Origin of the sequence: Streptomyces sp. NPDC017095, from assembly GCF_044332325.1 — a bacterium.
Classification (GTDB): Bacteria; Actinomycetota; Actinomycetes; order Streptomycetales; family Streptomycetaceae; genus Streptomyces.
Map to the genome: position 1 here is coordinate 263,978 of NZ_JBIROU010000001.1, position 19,251 is coordinate 283,228.

General features: G+C 76.9%; 1 protein-coding gene. It reads right to left on the reverse strand.

Annotated features, from left to right (window positions below):
• Positions 1-12: 12 nt before the first annotated feature.
• Positions 13-18,873, reverse strand: a complete 18,861-nt coding sequence (locus ACH4OA_RS01035) for a non-ribosomal peptide synthase/polyketide synthase (RefSeq protein WP_397966972.1) — start codon at positions 18,871-18,873, stop codon at positions 13-15.
• Positions 18,874-19,251 lie beyond the last annotated feature (378 nt).

Here is a 19,251-nt window from a genome sequence, read left to right on the forward strand (position 1 = left end):
GTCGTCGGGTCCTCACCGTTCGTCGTGGTCGTGGCCGCCGTACGCGGCGTCTTCGTCGTCGTGGCCGCCGTACGCGGCCTGTTCCAGTTCGCTCAGCACCTGGTCCTCCACGAGTTCCGCCAGGGCGGCCACGGTGCGGGAGACCAGGACGTCGCGGGGGGTGAGCGCGACCCCGAACGCCTCGTTGGCGCGGGAGGCGATGAGCAGGGCGCGCAGCGAGTCGCCGCCGAGCAGGAAGTAGTCGTCCTCGGCGCCCGCGGGCGTCTGGAGCGTCTCCTCCCAGATGGCGGCGAGCGCCTCCTCGGTCGGGGTGCGGGGCGCCACGTACGCGGGCCGGGCCCGCTCCTCGGCCGGGGCCGGCGCGGGCAGGGCGGCCCGGTCGGTCTTGCCGTTCTCGGTGAGCGGGAAGCGGTCCAGCACCACGAACGCCGACGGCACCATGTACCCCGGCAGCGAGCGGGCGGCCAGCTCCCGCAGCGCGGCGGGCGCCGGCGGTTCGGCGCCGGGGGCCGTGAGCAGGTGGGCGACCAGGCGCGGCAGGCCGGGCTCGTCCTCGCGCACGCTCACCACGGCGTCCAGCACGCCCGGATGGCGCACCAGGGCCGCTTCGACCTCCCCCGCCTCGATGCGGTGGCCGCGCAGTTTGAGCTGGTGGTCGGTGCGGCCCAGGTAGTGCAGTTCGCCCGCGCCGTCGCGGCGCACCAGGTCGCCGGTGCGGTACATGCGGGTGCCGGGCGGCCCGAACGGGTCGGCGACGAAGCGGGCCGCGGTCAGTCCGGGCCGGCCGAGGTAGCCGCGGGCCAGCGCCGGTCCGCTGAGCCACAGTTCGCCGGGGACGCCGTCCGGGACGGGCCGCAGCCGGGCGTCGAGGACGTAGGCGCCGGTGGCGGGCAGCGGGCGGCCGATGGGCGGTGCGGTGCCGTCCGCCGTCAGCGGCGCGGACCAGGTGGCGACGACGGTGGCCTCGGTGGGGCCGTAGGAGTTGACCATGCGGTGGTGCGGGGCCCAGCGGGCGACCAGGTCGGGTCCGCAGGCGTCGGCGCCGACGGTCAGGGTCTTCAGGTCCGGCAGGGTGCCGGGCGTGCCGGCGGGCAGGGTGGCCAGCGCGGCCGGCGGCAGCAGGGTGTGGGTGATCCGCTCGGACCGCAGGACCTCGGCGAGTTCGGCGCCGAGCAGCGGACCCGGCCGCGGTACGACCAGCCGGGCGCCGTGCGGCAGCGACATGCACAGCTCCAGCACGGAGGCGTCGAAGCTGGGCGTGGCGAACGCCAGCACCCGGTCTCCGGAGGTGACTTGGTAGTGGGCGGCCTCGGCGGCGCTGAACGCGGCGAGACCCCGGTGGGTGACGACCACGCCCTTGGGCGTGCCGGTGGAGCCGGAGGTGTAGATGACGTAGGCCGGGTCGTCCGGGTCGAGCGGGCGGGTCCGGTCGGCGTCGGTGGGCCGGTGTCCGGGCAGACCGTCCGGGGCGGCGGTGAGCAGCGCGGCGGCCTCCTTGGCGTCCAGGGTGAGGGCGGGGGCCGCGTCGCGCAGCATCAGGGCGATCCGCTCCTCGGGGTAGGCGGGGTCCACGGGCAGGAACGCGGCGCCGGCCTTCGCCACCCCGAGCTGCGCCAGCACCATGTCCGCGGAGCGGGGCAGCAGCAGCGCGACGAGGTCGCCGGGGCCGGTGCCCCGGGCGATGAGGTGGTGCGCCAGCCGGTTGGCCCGCTCCTCGGCCTCGGCGAAGGTGAGCAGGGTGCCGGGCGCGTCGAGCGCGGGCGCGTCGGGCCGGCGGTCGACGGCGGCCTCGACGAGGGCCGGCAGGGTGGCCGGGGGCACCGGGCCGAGAGCCGGCCGGGACGGGCCGCGCAGCAGCCGCTCGCGCTGCGCGGGCGGCAGGACGTCGAGGTCGTCGAGGCGGACGGTGCCGTCCGAGGCGGCCAGCGCGTGCAGGGTGCGCAGCAGCTGGCCGGCCAGCGAGGCGGCGGTGCCCTCCGTGAAGTACCGCGGGTCGTAGCCGAGTTCGACGGTCAGCCGGTCGCCGGGCGAGACGACCACGGTGAGCGGGTAGTTGGTGGCCTCGCGGGCGTCCAGGTCGCGCAGGGCGAGCCCGTGGGCGCCCGCGGTCGCGTCGCCGACCGGGTAGTTCTCGAAGACCACCAGGCTGTCGAACAGGGCGGTGCCGGGCTCCAGTGCGGTGAGGGCGTGCAGCGCGTTCAGGGGCAGGTGGTCGTGGCGGCGGTCCTCGGCCCGGGCCTCCTGCACCGCGCGCAGCCAGGCGGCGGCGCGAGCACCGCCGTCGACGGCCGTGCGGGCGGGCAGGGTGGTGATGAACAGGCCGGTGATGGTGTCGGCGCCGGGCAGTCCGGCGGGCCGCCCGGAGACGGTGGTGCCGAAGCAGACCTCCCGCTCGCCGCTCCACCGTGCCAGCAGCAGCGCCCAGGCGCCCTGCACCAGGGTGTTGAGGGTGAGGCGGTGCCGGCGGGCGAACTCCTGGAGCCGCAGCGTCTCCCGCGCGTCCAGCCGCTGCGACAGCCAGGTGCCGGAGCGGGCGGTGGTGTCCGGGGCGGGCCGCCGGTCGTAGGGCAGCGCGGTCGGGCTGTCCAGGCCGGCCAGGACGCCGCGCCAGTGCTCCTCGGCGGCCCGGTTGTCGCGGGCGGCGAGCCAGGCGGCGTAGTCCGCGAACGGCCGGCGCTCGGGCAGCCGGGGCCGCTCGCCGCGGGCCAGGGCGGCGTGCGCGGCCATGACGTCGGACAGGACGTGGAAGACGCTCCAGCCGTCCAGCAGGACGTGGTGGAACGTCCACACCACGCGGACCGCGTCCGGGCCGAGCCGGACCAGGGCGAGCCGCAGCAGCGGGGCCCGGTCCAGGGCGGTGCCCGGGGCCCGTTCGGCGGCGAGCAGCCGCTCCAGCTCCGCCGCGTGCCGGCCGGCCGGCAGCCCGGTCCAGTCGTGCCGGGTGACCGGCAGGGTGACGTCCCGGTGGACGACCTGGAGCGGCACCGGTACGCCGTGCAGGGCGACGGAGGTGCGCAGCACGGGCGTGCGGTCGACCACGTGCTGCCAGGCGGCGGCCAGGGTCGCGAGGTCCCGGGCGCCGTCCGCGACGAAGGTGATCTGCTCGACGTAGAGCCCGTGGGCGGCCTCGTCCAGACCGTGCATCACCATGCCGGCCTGGGTGGGCGTGAGCGGGTACACGTCCGCGACGTCCGTTCCGTCGCCGACGAGCCGGTCGACGGCCGCCTGGTCCAGCGGGGCGAGCGGGAAGTCGGACGGGGTGCGGCCGCCGGCGCCGGGTTCGGCGCAGTGCCGGATGACGGCGCGCAGCTCCCGCGTCAGCTCCGCCGCCAGCCGGGCGACGGTCTCGCGCCGGTGCACCTCGCGGGAGTACGACCAGGTGAACTCCAGCCGGTCGCCGACGACCTGGCCGAGCACGTCGAGCAGGTGCGGGCGGTCCGCGGAGCGGTCCATGCCGCCGGCGAGACCGCCGTACGGCGCGTGCAGCAGGCCGCCCGGGGCCGGGTCGCGGTCGGGCCGGCCGAGGTAGTTGAAGCAGATCTGCGGCAGGGCGGGCAGCTCGCGGCCGGCCGTGGGATGCAGGTGGCGCAGCGCGCCGTAACCGATTCCGCCGTGCGGTACGGCCCGCAGGTTCTCCTTGACGGACTTCAGCACGGTGCCGGTGCCGGCGTCCCGGGGCACGTCCAGGGCGACCGGGTGCACGGCGGTGAACCAGCCGACGGTCCGGGCGAGGTCGGTGTCCGCGAACAGGTCCTCGCGGCCGTGGCCCTCCAGGGTCACCGCGACCCGGTCCCGTCCGGTCCAGCATGCCAGGACCCGGCCCAGCGCACACAGCAGTACGTCGTTGACGCGGGTCCGGTAGGCCTCCGGCACCTCCTGGAGCAGCCGCCGGGTCTCCTCGGCGTCGAGTCCGGCGGTCACGCTCTCCTCGTCGGCTGCGGTGTTGGCGCCGCCGGGCCGGTCGACGGGCAGCGCGGCGCCGGTGTCGAGGCTGCCCCAGTGGGCGAGTTCGCCGTCGAAGCCACCCGCCTCGGTGTGCGCGGCGAGCCGCCGCGCCCAGTCGCGGAACGGGGTGCTCTTCGGGGCGAGGGCGGGCTGTGCGCCGTCGCGCAGCGCGCGGTAGGCGGCGTCCAGGTCCTCCAGGACCAGCCGCCAGGACACGGCGTCCACGACCAGGTGGTGGGCGGCGAGCAGCAGCACCGGCCGGCCGCCGTCGTCCGGCCGGCACAGCGCGGCCCGCAGCAGCGGCCCGCCGGCCAGGTCGAAGTCGGCGCCGAGGGCCTGGGCCACCTCGTCCGGGTCCGCTCGGTGGTGCACCTCCAGGACCACGTCGTAGTCGCCGGGCGCGGTGCCGTACTGCCGCCAGGTGCCGTCCGGTGTGCGCGCGTAGCGCAGCCGCAGCGCGTCGTGGTGCCCGGCCACGGCGGCCAGCGCGGCCCGCAGCAGGTTCTCGTCGGGGTCCGTGGCCAGCTCGTGGGCGACCGTCTGGCTGAAGTGGGCGGGGTCGCCGGTGAGCGTGCCGAGCAGCCAGTGCTGGACCGGGGTGAGCGGGGCGTCGCCGGTCACCGGTCCCTGTTCGGCGGTGACGGCGGCGGCCGGCAGCCGCTCGGCGGCGGCGGCGAGCGCGGCGAGGGTCTGGTGGGTGAACAGGTGGCGCGGGGTCAGGGCGAGCCCGGCCCGGCGGGCGGCGGAGACGATCTGGATGCCGAGGACGGAGTCGCCGCCGAGCGTGAAGTAGTTGTCGTCGGCGCCGACTTCGGGTACGCCCAGCACCTCGGTCCAGATCCCGGCGAGGATCTGCTCGGCCTCGGTCTGCGGCGGCCGGCCGGCGGTGCCGGCGGCCGGTGCGGACCACTCGGGCACGGGCAGCGCCCGCCGGTCCAGCTTGCCGGTGGCCCCGAGCGGCAGCCGCTCCAGCGGGACGACGAGCGCGGGCACGAGGTGGTCGGGAAGGCTCCGGGCGAGGAAGGCCCGCAGCTCGGCGGGGTCGGGCAGACCGACGGGGTCGGTGACCGTGTCACCGGTGGGACCGGGACCGGTCGCCGGGGACCCGGCGGACCCGGCGGACCCGGCCGACCCGGCCGACCCGGCCGACCCGGCGAGTGTGTCCGACCCGGCCGGACCCGCGAGGGTGCCGGTGTGCGGGCGGTCCGGGGTGCGGGGTACCGCGTAGCCGATCAGGCGGCGGTGGCCGGCGTGTTCGACGACCCGGGCCGCCGCCGCGGCCACGGCCGGGTGGCGGGCCAGCGCGGCCTCCACCTCGCCGAGTTCGATGCGGAAGCCGCGCACCTTCACCTGGTCGTCGCCGCGGCCGAGGTAGACGAGGTCGCCGTCGGCCGTCCAGCGGACGAGGTCGCCGGTGCGGTACATGCGGCTGCCGGGCGGGCCGAACGGATCGGGCAGGAAGCGGCCGGCGGTCAGGCCGGGGCGGCCCAGATAGCCGCGGGCGACCCCGGTCCCGGCGAGGTGCAGCTCGCCGGGCGCGCCGACGGGCACCGGGCGCATCCGCTCGTCCAGGACGTAGGCGCGGGCGCCGCCGAGGGGCCGGCCGATCGGCGGGTCACGGTCGGGGTCGGCCGGGTCGCAGGTGAAGGCGGTGGCGTAGACGGTGGCCTCGGTGGGGCCGTAGATGTTGCGGACCTGGCTGCCGGGGACGGCGGCGCGGACCCGCTCCACGGTCCGCGCGGGCAGCCCCTCCCCCGCGAGGACGACGGTGTCCGCGGTGATCCGTACGGCGTCCTCGGCGAGCAGCCGGTCCAGGGCCGAGGGCACCGCGCTGAGCAGTCCGGCCCGCCAGGTCCCGGGGCGCTCGGCGAGGGCCAGCAGGTCGCGGACGATCTCCACGCAGCCGCCGGACAGCAGCGGCGCGAAGATCTCGAACACCGACACGTCGAAGTTGAGCGAGGTGGAGGCCAGTACGTGGGCCAGGCCGCGCCCGGTGAACTCGGCCGCCGCCCAGTCGGTCAGGGCCCGTACGGAGGCGTGGCTGACGACCACGCCCTTGGGACGGCCGGTGGAGCCGGAGGTGTGGATGACGTAGGCCGGGTGGCCGGGCAGCAGGGCGGTGCGCCGCTCGTCGTCGCCGACGGGGGTGTCCGGCACCCCGGGGTCGGGTTCGGCGTCCAGCAGGATGCGGGTGAAGGGGCCCTCGGGCAGCCGGCCGGCGGTCTCCGCGGCGGTGATCACGGCGTCGGGCCGGACGTCCTCGAAGAGGAACGCGACGCGCTCGGCCGGGTACTGCGGGTCGACCGGCAGATAGCCGGCGCCGCTCTTGAGCACCGCGAGGAGGGCCGTGATCAGGTCGGCGGTGCGGGGCAGGCAGAGGGCGACGAAGCGCTCGGGTCCGGCGCCGGCGGCGATGAGCCGCCGGGCCAGCCGGCTGGAGCGGGCGTCGAGTTCGCGGTAGGTGAGGCACTGGTCGCCGTGGCGTACGGCCGGGGCGTCCGGGGTGCGCTCGGCCTGCCGCCGGAACGCGTCGGGCAGGGTGTCCCGCGGTGCCTCGGCCGTCCGGCCGCCGAACCGGGCCACCAGCGCCCGTCCTTGAGCAGGATCCAGCAGCGGCAGCTCGGCCAGCCGGCGCTCCGGTGCGTCGGCCATGCCGGTCAGCAGGGTGCGCAGGGATTCGCCGAGTGCCCGCACCGTGGCGGTGTCGAAGGCGGCCGGGTCGTAGTCCAGGTTGACCGTCAGGGTGTCACCGGGCGCGACGACCACGCTGAGCGGGTAGTTGGTGGGCTCCAGGTCGCGTTCCTGCTCCATGGCGAGGCCGTGCCGGGACAGCGCGCCCTCGTCGAACGGGTAGTTCTCGAAGACCACGATGGAGTCGAACAGGCCGGTACCGCCCGGCACTTCGCTCCACGACTGGACCTGGGCCAGCGGGACGAAGTCATGCCGCCGGGCCTCGGACTGGGCGGACTGCAGTTCGCCGAGCCAGTCCAGCAGCGGGCGCCGCCCGTCCACCCGGGCGCGGGTGGGCAGCGTGTTGATGAACAGGCCCACCATCGAGGTGACGCCCGGCAGTTCGGCGGGCCGGCCGGAGACGGTCGTGCCGAACACCACGTCGGTGCCGCCGCCGTAGCGGGACAGCAGCAGCGCCCAGGCGCCCTGGAGGACGGTGTTGAGGGTCAGGCCGGCCCGCTGGGCGGTCTCCCGCAGCCGCGCCGAGACGTCCGGGCCGAGGGTCACGCGCACGGACCCGGAGGAGGAGCTGCGGTGGGCCTCGGCGGGCCGCCGGTCGCGGGGCAGTTCGGTGGGGGCCTGGAAGCCGGCCAGGGCGGTGCGCCAGTACGCTTCGGCGCCGGCGGTGTCCCGCCCGGCCAGCCAGCCCAGGTAGTCGGCGAACGGCCTGCGCTCGGGCAGACTCGGGCGGCGCCCGGAGGTGAGGGCGGCGTACCGCTCGCACACCTCGTCGAAGACCTGGGCGGCGCTCCAGCCGTCGAGCAGGACGTGGTGGAACGTCCACACCAGGCGGACCCGGTCCGGTGCCAGCCGGATCAGGGTCAGCCGCATCAGGGGCGCGGCGCCCAGGTCGATGCCGGTGTCCCGGTCCTCGGCGAGCAGCCGGTCCAGCTCGCGTTCACGGCGCTCGGCGGGCCACCGCGACCAGTCGTGCCGGGTGACGGGCACGGTGGCGTGGTGCCGGACGACCTGGAGCGGGCGCGGTGTCTCCTGCCAGACCAGGCGGGTCCGCAGCACCGGGTTGGCGTCGGCGGTGTGCTGCCAGGCCGTGGCGAGCGCCTGCGGGTCGGTGACGCCGGACAGCACGAGCTGCACCTGGTTGACGTAGGTGCGCGCGGCCGGGTCCAGCAGGCTGTGGAAGAGCATGCCGGCCTGCATCGGGGTCAGCGGATAGACGTCGGCGACGTCCCGGCCGTTCCCGGCGATCCGGTCCACGGCGGCCTGGTCCAGCCCGGCCAGCGGGAAGTCCGACGGGGTGCGGCCGCCGGCGTCCGGGCGGGCGCAGTGCGCGACGATCTCGCCGAGCGCGCGCAGCATGCCCTCGGCGAGCGCGGTGACGGTCTCCTCGCGGTGCCGTCCGGCGCTGTAGTGCCAGGTGATCTCCAGCCGGTCGTCCTCGACGCGGGCCACGACGTCCAGCAGGTGCGGCCGTTCGGCGTCCGGGGCGTCGGCGCCGCCTAGTCCGCCGGGCACCGCCTTGACCAGGGTGGCGTCGGGGGCGGACCAGTCGAAGCGGCCCAGGTAGTTGAAGCTGATGCCGGGTTCGGGTGTGCCGGTGAGCCGGGGGTGGCGGGCGAGGTGGCGCAGCACGCCGTAGCCGAGGCCCCGGTCGGGTACGGCCCGTAGCTGCTCCTTGACCGACTTCAGGGCGGTGCCCCAGTCGCCGGCCGGGACGGAGAGGGCGACGGGGTACAGGGAGGTGAACCAGCCGACCGTGCGGGACAGGTCGACGTCCTCGAAGAGCCGGTCCTCGCGGCCGTGTCCCTCCAGGCCGACGGCGACGGTGTCGCGTCCGGTCCAGTCGGCGAGGGCCCGGCCCAGCGCGGTGAGCAGCACGTCGTCGACGCGGGTGCGGTAGACGCCGGGGACCCGGCGCAGCAGGCCGGCGGTGCGGTCGCGGTCCAGCCGGACGGTCACCTCGCGCAGGTCGGCGGCGGTGTTCCCGCCGGTGCCGTCCACGGGCAGCGGGTCGGCGCAGGCCCGGGCGGCCCGCTCCCAGTGGGCGAGCTGTCCGGTGAAGCGGTCGTGGTCGCGCAGCCGGCCGGCCCACTCCCGTACGGAGGTGGTGCGGGCGGGCAGCCGTACGGGCTCGCCGGACGCGGCCTGCCGGTAGGCGGTCTCCAGGTCCTCCAGCAGGATGCGCCAGGAGACGCCGTCGACCACCAGGTGGTGGGCGACGAGCAGCAGCCGGGCGGGTCCGTGGCCGTCGGTGGTGAACAGGCGGGCGGTGAACAGCGGGCCGCTGTCCAGGTCCAGTCCGGCGTGGGTGGCCGCCGTGACGGGTTCCTCGGCCGACCGGTCGTGGACCTGGAGCAGTTCTGGGACGGAGCCGTCGGCGGCGGCGATGTCCTGGCGCCGGGTGCCGTCGCCGGCGCCGCCGCGCGGGAAGCGGGCGCGCAGGGCGTCGTGGTGGGTCCACAGGGCGGCGAGGGCGCGGTGCAGGGCGTCCCGGTCGACGGGGCCGGCCGTCTCGACGACCACGGACTGGTTGAAGAACCCGGCGTGGGCCGGCTTGGGGTCCAGGAACCAGTGCTGGATCGGCAGGAGGTCCGCCGTCCCGTCGACCGGTCCGGTCCCGGCGACGGCGGGCGCCGCGGCGCCGCCGGCGGCGGCCAGAGCGGCCACCGTGGGGTGGCGGAACAGGTCGCGCGGGGTGAGGGCGAGTCCGGCGGCGCGGGCCCGGGAGACCACCTGGATGCTGAGGATGGAGTCGCCGCCCAGCATGAAGAAGTTGTCGTCCACGCCGACCCGTTCGACGCCGAGCAGATCGGCCCAGATCCCGGCGAGGGCGCGCTCGGCCTCGGTGCGCGGCTCCCGGTGGGCCCGGTCGCCGCCGGCCGACCAGTCCGGCGCGGGCAGCCGGCGCCGGTCGACCTTGCCGTTGGCGGTCAGCGGCAGCGCGGGCACGGTGACGAACGCGGCGGGCAGCATGTAGTCGGGCAGTCCGGCCGCCAGGTGGGCGCGCAGCTCGGCGGCCGTGGGCAGCGCGGCGGCGGCCGGTACGAGGTGGGCGGCGAGCCGCTTGCGTCCGCCGTCCTCGTACAGGGAGACGACGGCCTCGGCGACGGCCGGGTGCGCGGTGAGCCGGGCCTCGATCTCGGCGGGTTCGACACGGAAGCCGCGGATCTTGATCTGGTCGTCGGCGCGGCCGGTGAAGTGCAGTTCGCCGTCGGCGCTCCAGCGCACGATGTCCCCGGTGCGGTACATGCGGGTGCCGGGCGGGCCGTAGGGATCGGCGACGTAGCGCGCGGCGGTCGCGCCGGGCCGGCCCGCGTAGCCGCGGGCGAGACCCGCGCCCGCGATGTACAGCTCGCCCGGAATGCCCGGGGGCTGCGGCTGGAGCGCGGTGTCCAGGACGTACACGCGGGTGTTGTCCAGCGGGCGGCCGATGGGCAGGACGGCGGGCAGCGGGTCGCCGGACCGGAAGACGCGGCGGGTGGCGAAGGTCGTGGTCTCGGTGGGGCCGTAGCCGTCCACGACGGTCAGCCCGGGGCAGGCGTCCAGGACCCGGCGCACCACCGCGCCGGGCACGGCCTCGCCGCCCGTCCACACCTCGCGGGCGCCGCGCAGGCAGCCCGGGTCCTCCTGGGCGAGCAGCCGGAACAGGCCGGCGGTCAGCCACAGGCAGCTCACCCGCCGCTCGGTGACGGCGTGCCGGACCTGGGCGGCGTCCAGGTCGGCGGCCGGGGCGAGGACGGCCGTGCCGCCGCGCAGCAGGGGCACCCACACCTCGTAGGTGGCCGCGTCGAAGGCGTGCGGCGAGTGCACGAGGACCCGGTCGTGCCCGGCGAAGGCCCGGTCCCGGGCGAGCGCGGCGACGTCCCGCTGGCGTACCGCGACGCCCTTCGGCGTGCCGGTGGAGCCCGAGGTGAACATCAGGTACTGGACGTTGTCGGGGTGGACGGCGACGGCCGGACCGGACGGGCCGTCGGCGAGCGGGGCGCCGGGAGCGGCGTCGGTCCCCGCGGCGCCGGACGCGTCGTCGGCCCGCACCACTCCGTCGCCGGGCAGCGCCTGCCGGGCCGTCTCCTCCCAGCCGGCGTCGGTGAGCAGCAGGCCGGCGCCGGCCTCGGCCAGGGTCCGGCGCAGCCGCTCGGCCGGTGCCCTGCCGTCCAGCGGCACGTACACACCGCCGGTGCGGACCAGGGCCAGCTGGGTGACGATCAGCTCCACGGACCGGTCCATCAGCACGCCGACCGCGCGTTCCGGCCGTACGCCGAGTCCGGTCAGCCGGTCCGCCAGCCGGGCGGCGCGGGCGTCGAGTTCGCGGTAGGTGAGGTGCCGGTCCCCGGCCTCCAGGGCCACGGCGTCGGGCGTACGGCGCACCTGCGCGGCGAACAGACCGGCGACGGTGGCCTCGGGCAGGTCGGTGGCGGTGTCGTTCCAGTCGCCGAGCACCTGGGCGCGGCGGTCCGGGGCGAGCAGCGGCAGCCGGGCGGGCGGGCGCCCGGCGCCGGCGGGCAGGTGGGTGAGCAGGACGGTCAGGTACTCGGCCAGGCGCTCGGCGGTGCCGGTGTCGAACAGCTCGGGGTCGTAGCCGAGCCGCAGGCCCAGCTCGGCGCCCGGGTAAGCGGTCAGGCTCAGCGGGTAGTTGGTGGTCTCGACGCCCTCCAGACCGCTCAGCCGCAGCCCGTGGGCGGCGGCGAGGTCGTCGTCCACCGGGTAGTTCTCGAAGACCACGATGCTGTCGAACAGGCCGACGCGCTCGGGGAGTCCGGTGAAGGTCCGGATGCGGGTGAGCGGCAGGTGGTCGAAGCGCCGGTCCTCGCTCTGGTCCTGCTGGAGCGCGCGCAGCCAGTCGAGCAGGGTGCCGTGGCCGGGGACGGCGACCCGGGTGGGCAGGGTGGTGATGAACAGGCCGGTCATGGCGTCGGCGCCGGGCAGCTCGGGCGGCCGGCCGGACACGGTGGTGCCGAACACCACCTCGTCGCGGCCCGCCTGCCGGGCCAGCAGCAGCGCCCAGGCGCCCTGCACCAGGGTGTTCAGGGTGAGCCCGGAGGTCCGGGCCAGTTCCTGGAGCGCCCGGGTGGCGGCCGCGGGCAGGGCGCGGCGGACCGCGTGCGTGGACTCGGCGCGGTGGGCCTCGCGCGGCTCGCGGTCGTACGGCAGCGGGGTGGCCTCGGTCAGGCCGGACAGCCTCCGGCTCCAGTGCCGTTCGGCCGCTTCCGGGTCGCGCCGGCGCAGCCAGGCCACGTAGTCGCGGTGGGGCGGGCGGTGCGGGAGGGTCCCGGTCCCGGCGTGCTCGGCGAAGACGTCGGAGAGGACCTGGAACATGCTCCAGCCGTCCAGCAGCAGGTGGTGGAAGGACCACACCACCCGTACCGAGGTCTCGGACAGGCGGGCCAGGCACAGCCGTTGGAGCGGGGCCCGGCCGAGGTCGATGCCCTCGGCGCGGTCCCGGACGAGCAGGTCGGCCAGCCGGTCGCGGCGCTCGTCCCCGGTCAGGTCGCGCCAGTCCAGGCGGGTGACGGGCACGGCGACGTGGCGTGGCACCACGAGCAGCGGTTCGGGCACGTCCTGCCAGACGACCCGGCCGCGCAGCGCCTCGGTGCGGTCGGTCACCCGCTGCCAGGCGGCGGCGAGGGCCCCGGGGTCGGGCACGCCGTCGAGGACGAAGGTCAGTTGCTGGACGTAGACCCCGCGGTCGTCCTGGGACAGGCCGTGGAAGAGCATGCCCGTCTGGGTGGGCGTGAGCGGGTAGACGTCGGCCACCGCCGCCGGGTCCGTGCCGGTGATCCGGTCCACGGCGGCCTGGTCCAGCCGGGCCAGCGGGAAGTCGGACGGGGTGCGGCCGGCGGTGCCGGGCCGGGCCGCGTACCGGGCCAGGTCGGCGAGCGCGCCGGCGAACCGCCCGGCGAGGTCCGCGACCGTCTGCTCGCGGTCCGGTCCGTCCGCGTAGAACCAGGTGAACTCCAGTCGGTCGCCGGCGAGTCGCCCGACGACCTCCAGGGCGTGCGGGCGCCCGGCCGCCGGGTCGGCGTCCAGCTCCAGCGGGCGTACGGTGCCCCGGTACAGGCCGTCCGGGTCCGCCGGCAGCTCCATCCGGCCCAGGTAGTTGAAGCTGATCCGCGCCTCGGGGGCGGGCGGTGCCGCGCCGGGGCCGGCCAGCCGGCGCAGCGCGTCGTGGCCCAGGCCGTGCCGGGGTACGGCGCGCAGTTGCTCCTTGACCCGCTTCAGCACGGTGTCCCAGCCGGCGTCCTCGGGGACGGCGAGCGCGACGGGGTAGCGGGTGGTGAACCAGCCGACCGTGCGGCTGATGTCGAGTTCGGGGAAGAGTTCCTCGCGGCCGTGGCCCTCGACGTCGACCACCACCCGCTCCCGGCCGGTCCAGCCGCACAGTGCCCGGCCGAGGGCGCCGAGCAGCACGTCGTTGGCCTGGGTGCGGTAGGTGTCGGGCAGGGTGCGCAGCAGGGCCGAGGTGTCCTCGGGGCTCAGGCGCACGGTGACGGCGCGCTGGTCGGCGTAGGTGCCGGCGCCGCCGGCCAGGGCGGCGGGGAGGTCGGGTTCGGCGGCGGGGACCGCCTCGGCCCAGTACGCCCGCTCGTCGTCGAAGCCGCCGTCCGCGGCGTGGGCGGTCAGCCGGCGGGCCCACTGGCGCAGCGGCGAGGACTTGGCGGGCAGCGCGGCGGCGCCGTCGCGGCCGGCGCGGCGGGCCCGGTAGGCGCGGTCCAGGTCCTCCAGCAGCACCCGCCAGGAGACCCCGTCGACCACCAGGTGGTGGACGGCGAGGTGCAGCACGCGGGGCCCGTCGGCGCCGGTGTCGTGCAGGACGGCCCGCAGCAGCGGTCCGTGGGCGAGGTCGAAGGGGCCGAAGTGCGGGGTGTCCGTCTCCGGTCCGGTGTGGCGGGCCAAGGGGAGGCGGGGCGTCCGCTCGTCGACGGACCAGCCGGGCGCGGGGTCCGCGCCGCCGGCGGTGAACCGGGAGCGCAGGGCGTCGTGGTGGGCGGCCAGGTCGTTCAGGGCCTCCTCCAGCGCCGCCGGGTCCAGGTCGTCGGGCAGCCGGAGGGACAGCGCCTGCGCGAAGTGGGCGGCGCGGTCGGCGGCGGAGTCGAACAGCCAGCGCTGGATGGGCGTCAGCGGTGCCGTGCCGGTGGCCGGCTCCGGCGCCGGGGCGGTCTCGCGCGGGCCGGACGCGGCGTCCGCGCAGCGGGCCAGGGCGGCGATCGTCTGGTGCCGGTAGACGTCCCGGGAGGTCAGCGGCAGGCCCTCCTGGCGGGCGCGGGCCACCACCTGGATGCTGAGGATGGAGTCGCCGCCGAGTTCGAAGAAGTTGTCGTCGACGCCGATCCGCTCCGTCCGCAGCACCTCGGCCCAGACCGCGGCGAGGGCGCGCTCGGTGGGCGTGCGGGGCGCGACGTGCCGTACCGCGCGGACGGCGGGGCCGGGGTCGGGGAGCCGGCCGCGGTCCACCTTGCCGTTCGGGTTGAGCGGCAGGGCGTCCAGGACGACCACGGTCGAGGGGACCATGTAGTCGGGCAGGGTGCGGCCGAGTTCACGGCGTACGGCCTCGGGTTCGGTGCGCTGTCCGGCGGCCGGGACGACGTAGCCGACCAGGCGGCGGTGGCCCTCGCCGTCGTCGGTGACGGTGGCCGCCGCCTCGGCCACGGCGGCGCAGCCGCGCAGCGCCTCCTCCACCTCGCCCAGCTCGATGCGGAAGCCGCGCACCTTGACCTGCTGGTCGATCCGGCCGACGTACTCCAGCGCGCCGTCAAAGCGGCGGCGCACCAGGTCGCCGGTGCGGTACATGCGCTCGCCGGGCGCGCCGAACGGGTCGGCGACGAACCGGGTGGCGGTCAGTCCGGGGCGGTTGAGGTAGCCGCGGGCCAGACCGCCGCCGCCGAGGTACAGCTCGCCGGTGACGCCGGCCGGCTGGGGGCGCAGCGAGGCGTCCAGGACGTAGGTCCGGGTGAGCGCCACCGGGTCGCCGATGGGCGGGGCCTGCTCGGGCAGCCGGTCCCCGGCGAACCAGGCGGTGGCGTACACGGTGGCCTCGGTGGGGCCGTAGATGTTGGCGATCCGGCAGCCGGGCAGGGCGGCGCGCAGTTCGTGCGGCGTCTGCGCGGGCAGGGCCTCGCCGGCCAGGACGACGGTGGACGCGGTCACGGGCGCGGTGCCGCCGGCGATCAGCCGGGAGACGACGGAGGGCACGCCGCTGAGCAGCCCGGCCCGGCGCGGACCGGCGCCGTCGGCGAGGGCCGGCAGGTCGGCGACCACCTCGACGGTGCCGCCGGCCAGCAGCGGGCAGAGCAGTTCGAAGACCGAGACGTCGAAGTTGAGGGAGGTCGCGGCGATCACATGGGCCAGTTCCCCGGCGTCGAACCGCTCCCCCGCCCAGCGGGCCAGCGCGGCGACCGTGCGGTGGGTGACCACGACGCCCTTGGGCCGGCCGGTGGAGCCGGAGGTGTAGATGACGTACGCCGGGTGGTCCGGCAGCAGCGGCCGGAGCCGGTCGGCGTCGGCCAGCGGCGTGTCGGCGAACTCCGGTCCGGCGCAGTCCTCCAGGAACAGCGGGTCGCAGTCCGCGGGCAGCGCGGCGGCGGTCTCCCGGGTGGCGAGCACCAGGGCGGGCCGGGCGTCGTCGAGCATGAGACGCACCCGCTCGGCGGGGTACGCCGGGTCGACGGGCAGATAGCCGGCGCCCGAGCCGAGCACCGCCCACAGCACGGGCACGAGGTCGGCGGTGCGCGGCAGGCAGAGCGCGACCAGCGTCTCCGGGCCCGCGCCGCGCGCGACGAGCAGCCGGGCCAGCCGGGCCGCGCGGCGGGCGACCTCGGCGTAGTCCAGCCGGTCCGGGCCGCAGATCACGGCCGTACGGTCCGGGGTGCGGGCCGCCTGGGCGTGGAACAGCCCGGGCAGCGTGTCCCGGCCGGACTCCCGGGACCGGCGGGCGGGCGGGTTCCAGCGGTCCACCAGGGTGTGCCGCTCCTCGGCGGAGAGCATGGGCAGCTCGGCGAGGGTGCGGCCGGGGCCGTCCGCCATGCCTTCCAGCAGGCGGTGCAGATGGGAGGTGAGCCGGGCCACGGTGGCCGTCTCGAACAGGTCCGTGCTGAACTCGGCGGTCAGCACGCAGCCGCCGTCCGTGTCCGGGGTGAACTCCAGGACCAGGTCGAACCGCGCGGCCGGGCGGGGCAGCGGGTGCTCGGCCAGGCGCAGGCCGCCGGCGCGCGGCGGCACGGGCAGGGCGGTCTGCTGGACGACGAGGGCCTGGACGAGCGGGGTGCGGCTGGGGTCGCGGGGCGGGGCCAGTTCCTCCACCACGCGGTCGAACGGGACCGCGTCGTGCGCGAAGGCGTCCAGCACCGTGGTCCGCATGCTCTCCACGAACCGGTCCACGGTGGCCCGTTCGTCCACCTCGCCGCGCAGCACCACCGTGTTGGCGAAGAAGCCGGGCACCTCTTCCAGGTCCCGCCGGCCGCGTCCGGTGGTGACGGTGCCGAACGCGATGTCCCGCTGTCCCGAGTAGCGGGAGAACAGCAGCGCGGCGGCGCCCGCGAACAGGGTGAACACCGTGGTGCCGCGGCCGGTGGCCAACTGCCGCAGCCGGTCGACCAGATGGGCGGGCAGCACGTGCCGGTGGGCGGCGCCGGCGGCGCCGCGCACGGCGGGACGCGGCCGGTCCGTGGGCAGCTCCAGGTGCTGGAGGTCCGCCAGGTGCCGTCTCCAGTAGGCGAGGTCGGCGCGGTCCGCGTCACCGGCCCGCTGCCGCCGCTCCCACACCGCGAAGTCCGGGTACTGCACGGCCGGCTGGGCGAGGTCCGCGGGTTCGCCGGTGGTCTCCGCGTGGTAGAGGGCGGCGAGTTCGCGGGTGAGGATGCCCACCGACCAGCCGTCGGTGACGATGTGGTGCTGGGCCAGGAGCAGTACGTGTTCCTCGGCGCCCAGCCGGATCAGCAGGGCCCGGGTGAGCGGGCCGGCCGCCAGGTCGAAGGGGCGGTTCAGCTCCTCGGCGAGCAGCGCCTCGACGGCCGCGTCCGGGTCGGGCGCGCCGGCGCGGTCGGCCGTCCGCAGCGGCAGACCGGCGTCCGGTACGACGCGCTGGGCGCCCTGGCCGTCGACGGTGGTGAAGAGGGTGCGCAGGGAGGCGTGGCGGGCCGCAAGGCGGTCCAGGGACCGGCGCAGCGCGTCCGGGTCCAGCTCACCGCGCAGCCGCAGGGCCACTCCGGTGTTGTACTCGGTGCCGCCCGGGGTGAGTTCGTCCAGGTACCACAGCCGTCGCTGCGCGCTGGACAGGGGCAGCGTGTCCCCGGCCGGGGCCGGCGGGATCGGTTCCGGCGGCGCGGCGGCCGAGGGGTCGGCGAGCAGCGGGGCCAGCGCGGCGATCGTCCGCGCGGTGAAGACGTCCCGCACGCTCAGCCGGACCCCCAGCTCCTCCCGGACCCGGGCGAGGACCCGGGCGGCGAGGATCGACTCTCCGCCCAGGTCGAAGAAGTCGTCGGTCACCCCGACCGCGTCGGCGCCCAGGACCTGCGCCCAGATCACGGCGAGTGCCCGCTCCTGGTCCGTCCGGGGCGCCACCCGCCCGGCGGCGACCGTGCGCTCCGGTGCCGGCAGCGCCCGCCGGTCGATCTTGTGCTGCGGGGTGAGCGGCATCCGCTCCAGCACCACGACGGCCGCCGGCACCATGTGGCCGGGCAGCACGGCGGCCACGGCGGCCCGCAGGGCGACGGGGTCCGGGGCGGCCGGGGTGCCGAGGATACGGCGGGCGGCCGAGACGGCCTGCGCGGCCGGGGCGGTCCCGGCCGCCGGCGCGGCGTGGGCGGACTCCGCGGCCGGTGCGGACTCCGTGGCCGGGGTGACGTAGGCGACGAGGCGTTGGTGGCCCGGTTCGTCCTCGCGTACGACGACCACCGCCTCGCCGACCCGGCCGGCGCCGACCCGGCGCAGGGCCGCCTCGATCTCGCCCGGCTCGATCCGGAAGCCGCGGATCTTCACCTGCCGGTCCAGCCGGCCCAGGAACTGCAGTTCCCCTCCGGCGGTCCAGCGCACCCGGTCCCCGGTGCGGTACAGGCGCGCGCCGGGGGTACCGAACGGATCGGCCACGAAGCGCGCAGCGGTCAGCCCCGGTCGGCCCAGGTAGCCACGGGCCACCGCGTCGCCGCCGACGAACAGTTCGCCGTCCGCGCCGGGCGGCACGGGCCGCATCGCGGCGTCGAGGACGTACACCCGGGTGTGCGGCAGCGCGCCGCCGATCGTCGGCGTGCCCTGCCCCGCGGTGAGCGGCCCGGTCCAGGTCGCCACGATGGTGGCCTCGGTCGGGCCGTACGAGTTGATCATGCGGCGGCCGGGTGCCCAGCGGTCCACGAGCCCGGCGGGGCAGGCCTCCGCGCCCACGATCAGTGTGCGCAGCTCGCGCGCGGTGCCCTGCGCGGGATCGGGCAGGGTGGCCAGCGCGGCCGGCGGGATCAGGGCGTGGGTGATGTGGTGCTCGTCCAGGACGGCGGCGAGTTCGTCGCCCAGCCAGGGCCCGTGCGGCGGTACGACGAGCGTGGCGCCGGACAGCACGGACACGCACAGCTCCAGGACGGAGGCGTCGAAGCTGGGCGAGGAGAACTGGAGCACCCGGTCGCCGGGTCCCACCGCGTACCGTTCGGCGGCGGCCGAGGTGAAGCCGCCGATGCCGCGGTGGGTGACGGTCACGCCCTTGGGCGTGCCGGTGGAGCCCGAGGTGTAGATGACGTAGGCCGCGTGATCGGCGTCGGCGGCGGCCGGCCGTCTCGCACCGTCACCGCTGTCGCCGCCGGCCGCGTCTTCGCCGTCGCCGTCCAGCAACTCCCTGACCAGGCGCGGGTCGTCGAGGGTGACGGCGGGCGCGGCGTCGGTGAGCATCATGGTCCGGCGCTCGGCGGGGTAGGCGGGGTCCACGGGCAGGAAGGCGGCGCCGGCCCGGGCCACGGCCAGCTCCGCCGCGATCAGCTCCATGGAGCGCGGGAGCACCAGGGCCACCACCTGGTCGGGCCCGGCTCCGCGCCGTACCAGGTGCGCGGCCAGCCGGTCGGCACGGCCGGCCAGTTCACGGTAGGTCCAGGTCCGCCGGCCGTCGGTGAGGGCCGGCGCGTCCGGGGTGTGGACCACCCAGGCGGTGAACAGCTCGCCGAGCGTCGGGTGCGCCGGGGGCGCGGCGCTCTCCGGGGCACCGGCCGCGGGGCCGGCCTGCGGCAGGGAGGACGCCGGAGCGGGCTTGTCGTGCAGGTCCGTCATGGGTGAAGTCCTTTGGAGAGCGGGACGATGCGACGCGCGGGCCGGCCGGCCGCGGCCCGCCACGAAGGCGGCGCGCCGGATCGGAGGTGGCACACCGGGTGTGCCCGGCGGTGGGACTGCTGCCGTGCGGTGAGCGGAGGGCGGCCGACCGGTGCCAGGGCCATGGCCTGGTGCCGGGCCGGCCTCGCACCGGGGTGGCCCGGTGCCGGGTGGCCTGGTACTGGGATGGCCTGGTGCCGGGATGGCCCGGTGCCGGGATGGCCCGGTGCCGGGATGGCCCGGTGCCGGAGTGGCCTGGTGCCGGGGTGCTGTCTGCTGCCGGTGCCGTTCGCGGGCCGTGCGGCCGGCGGGACGCCTGCCGGTGACCGCGGTCAGCCG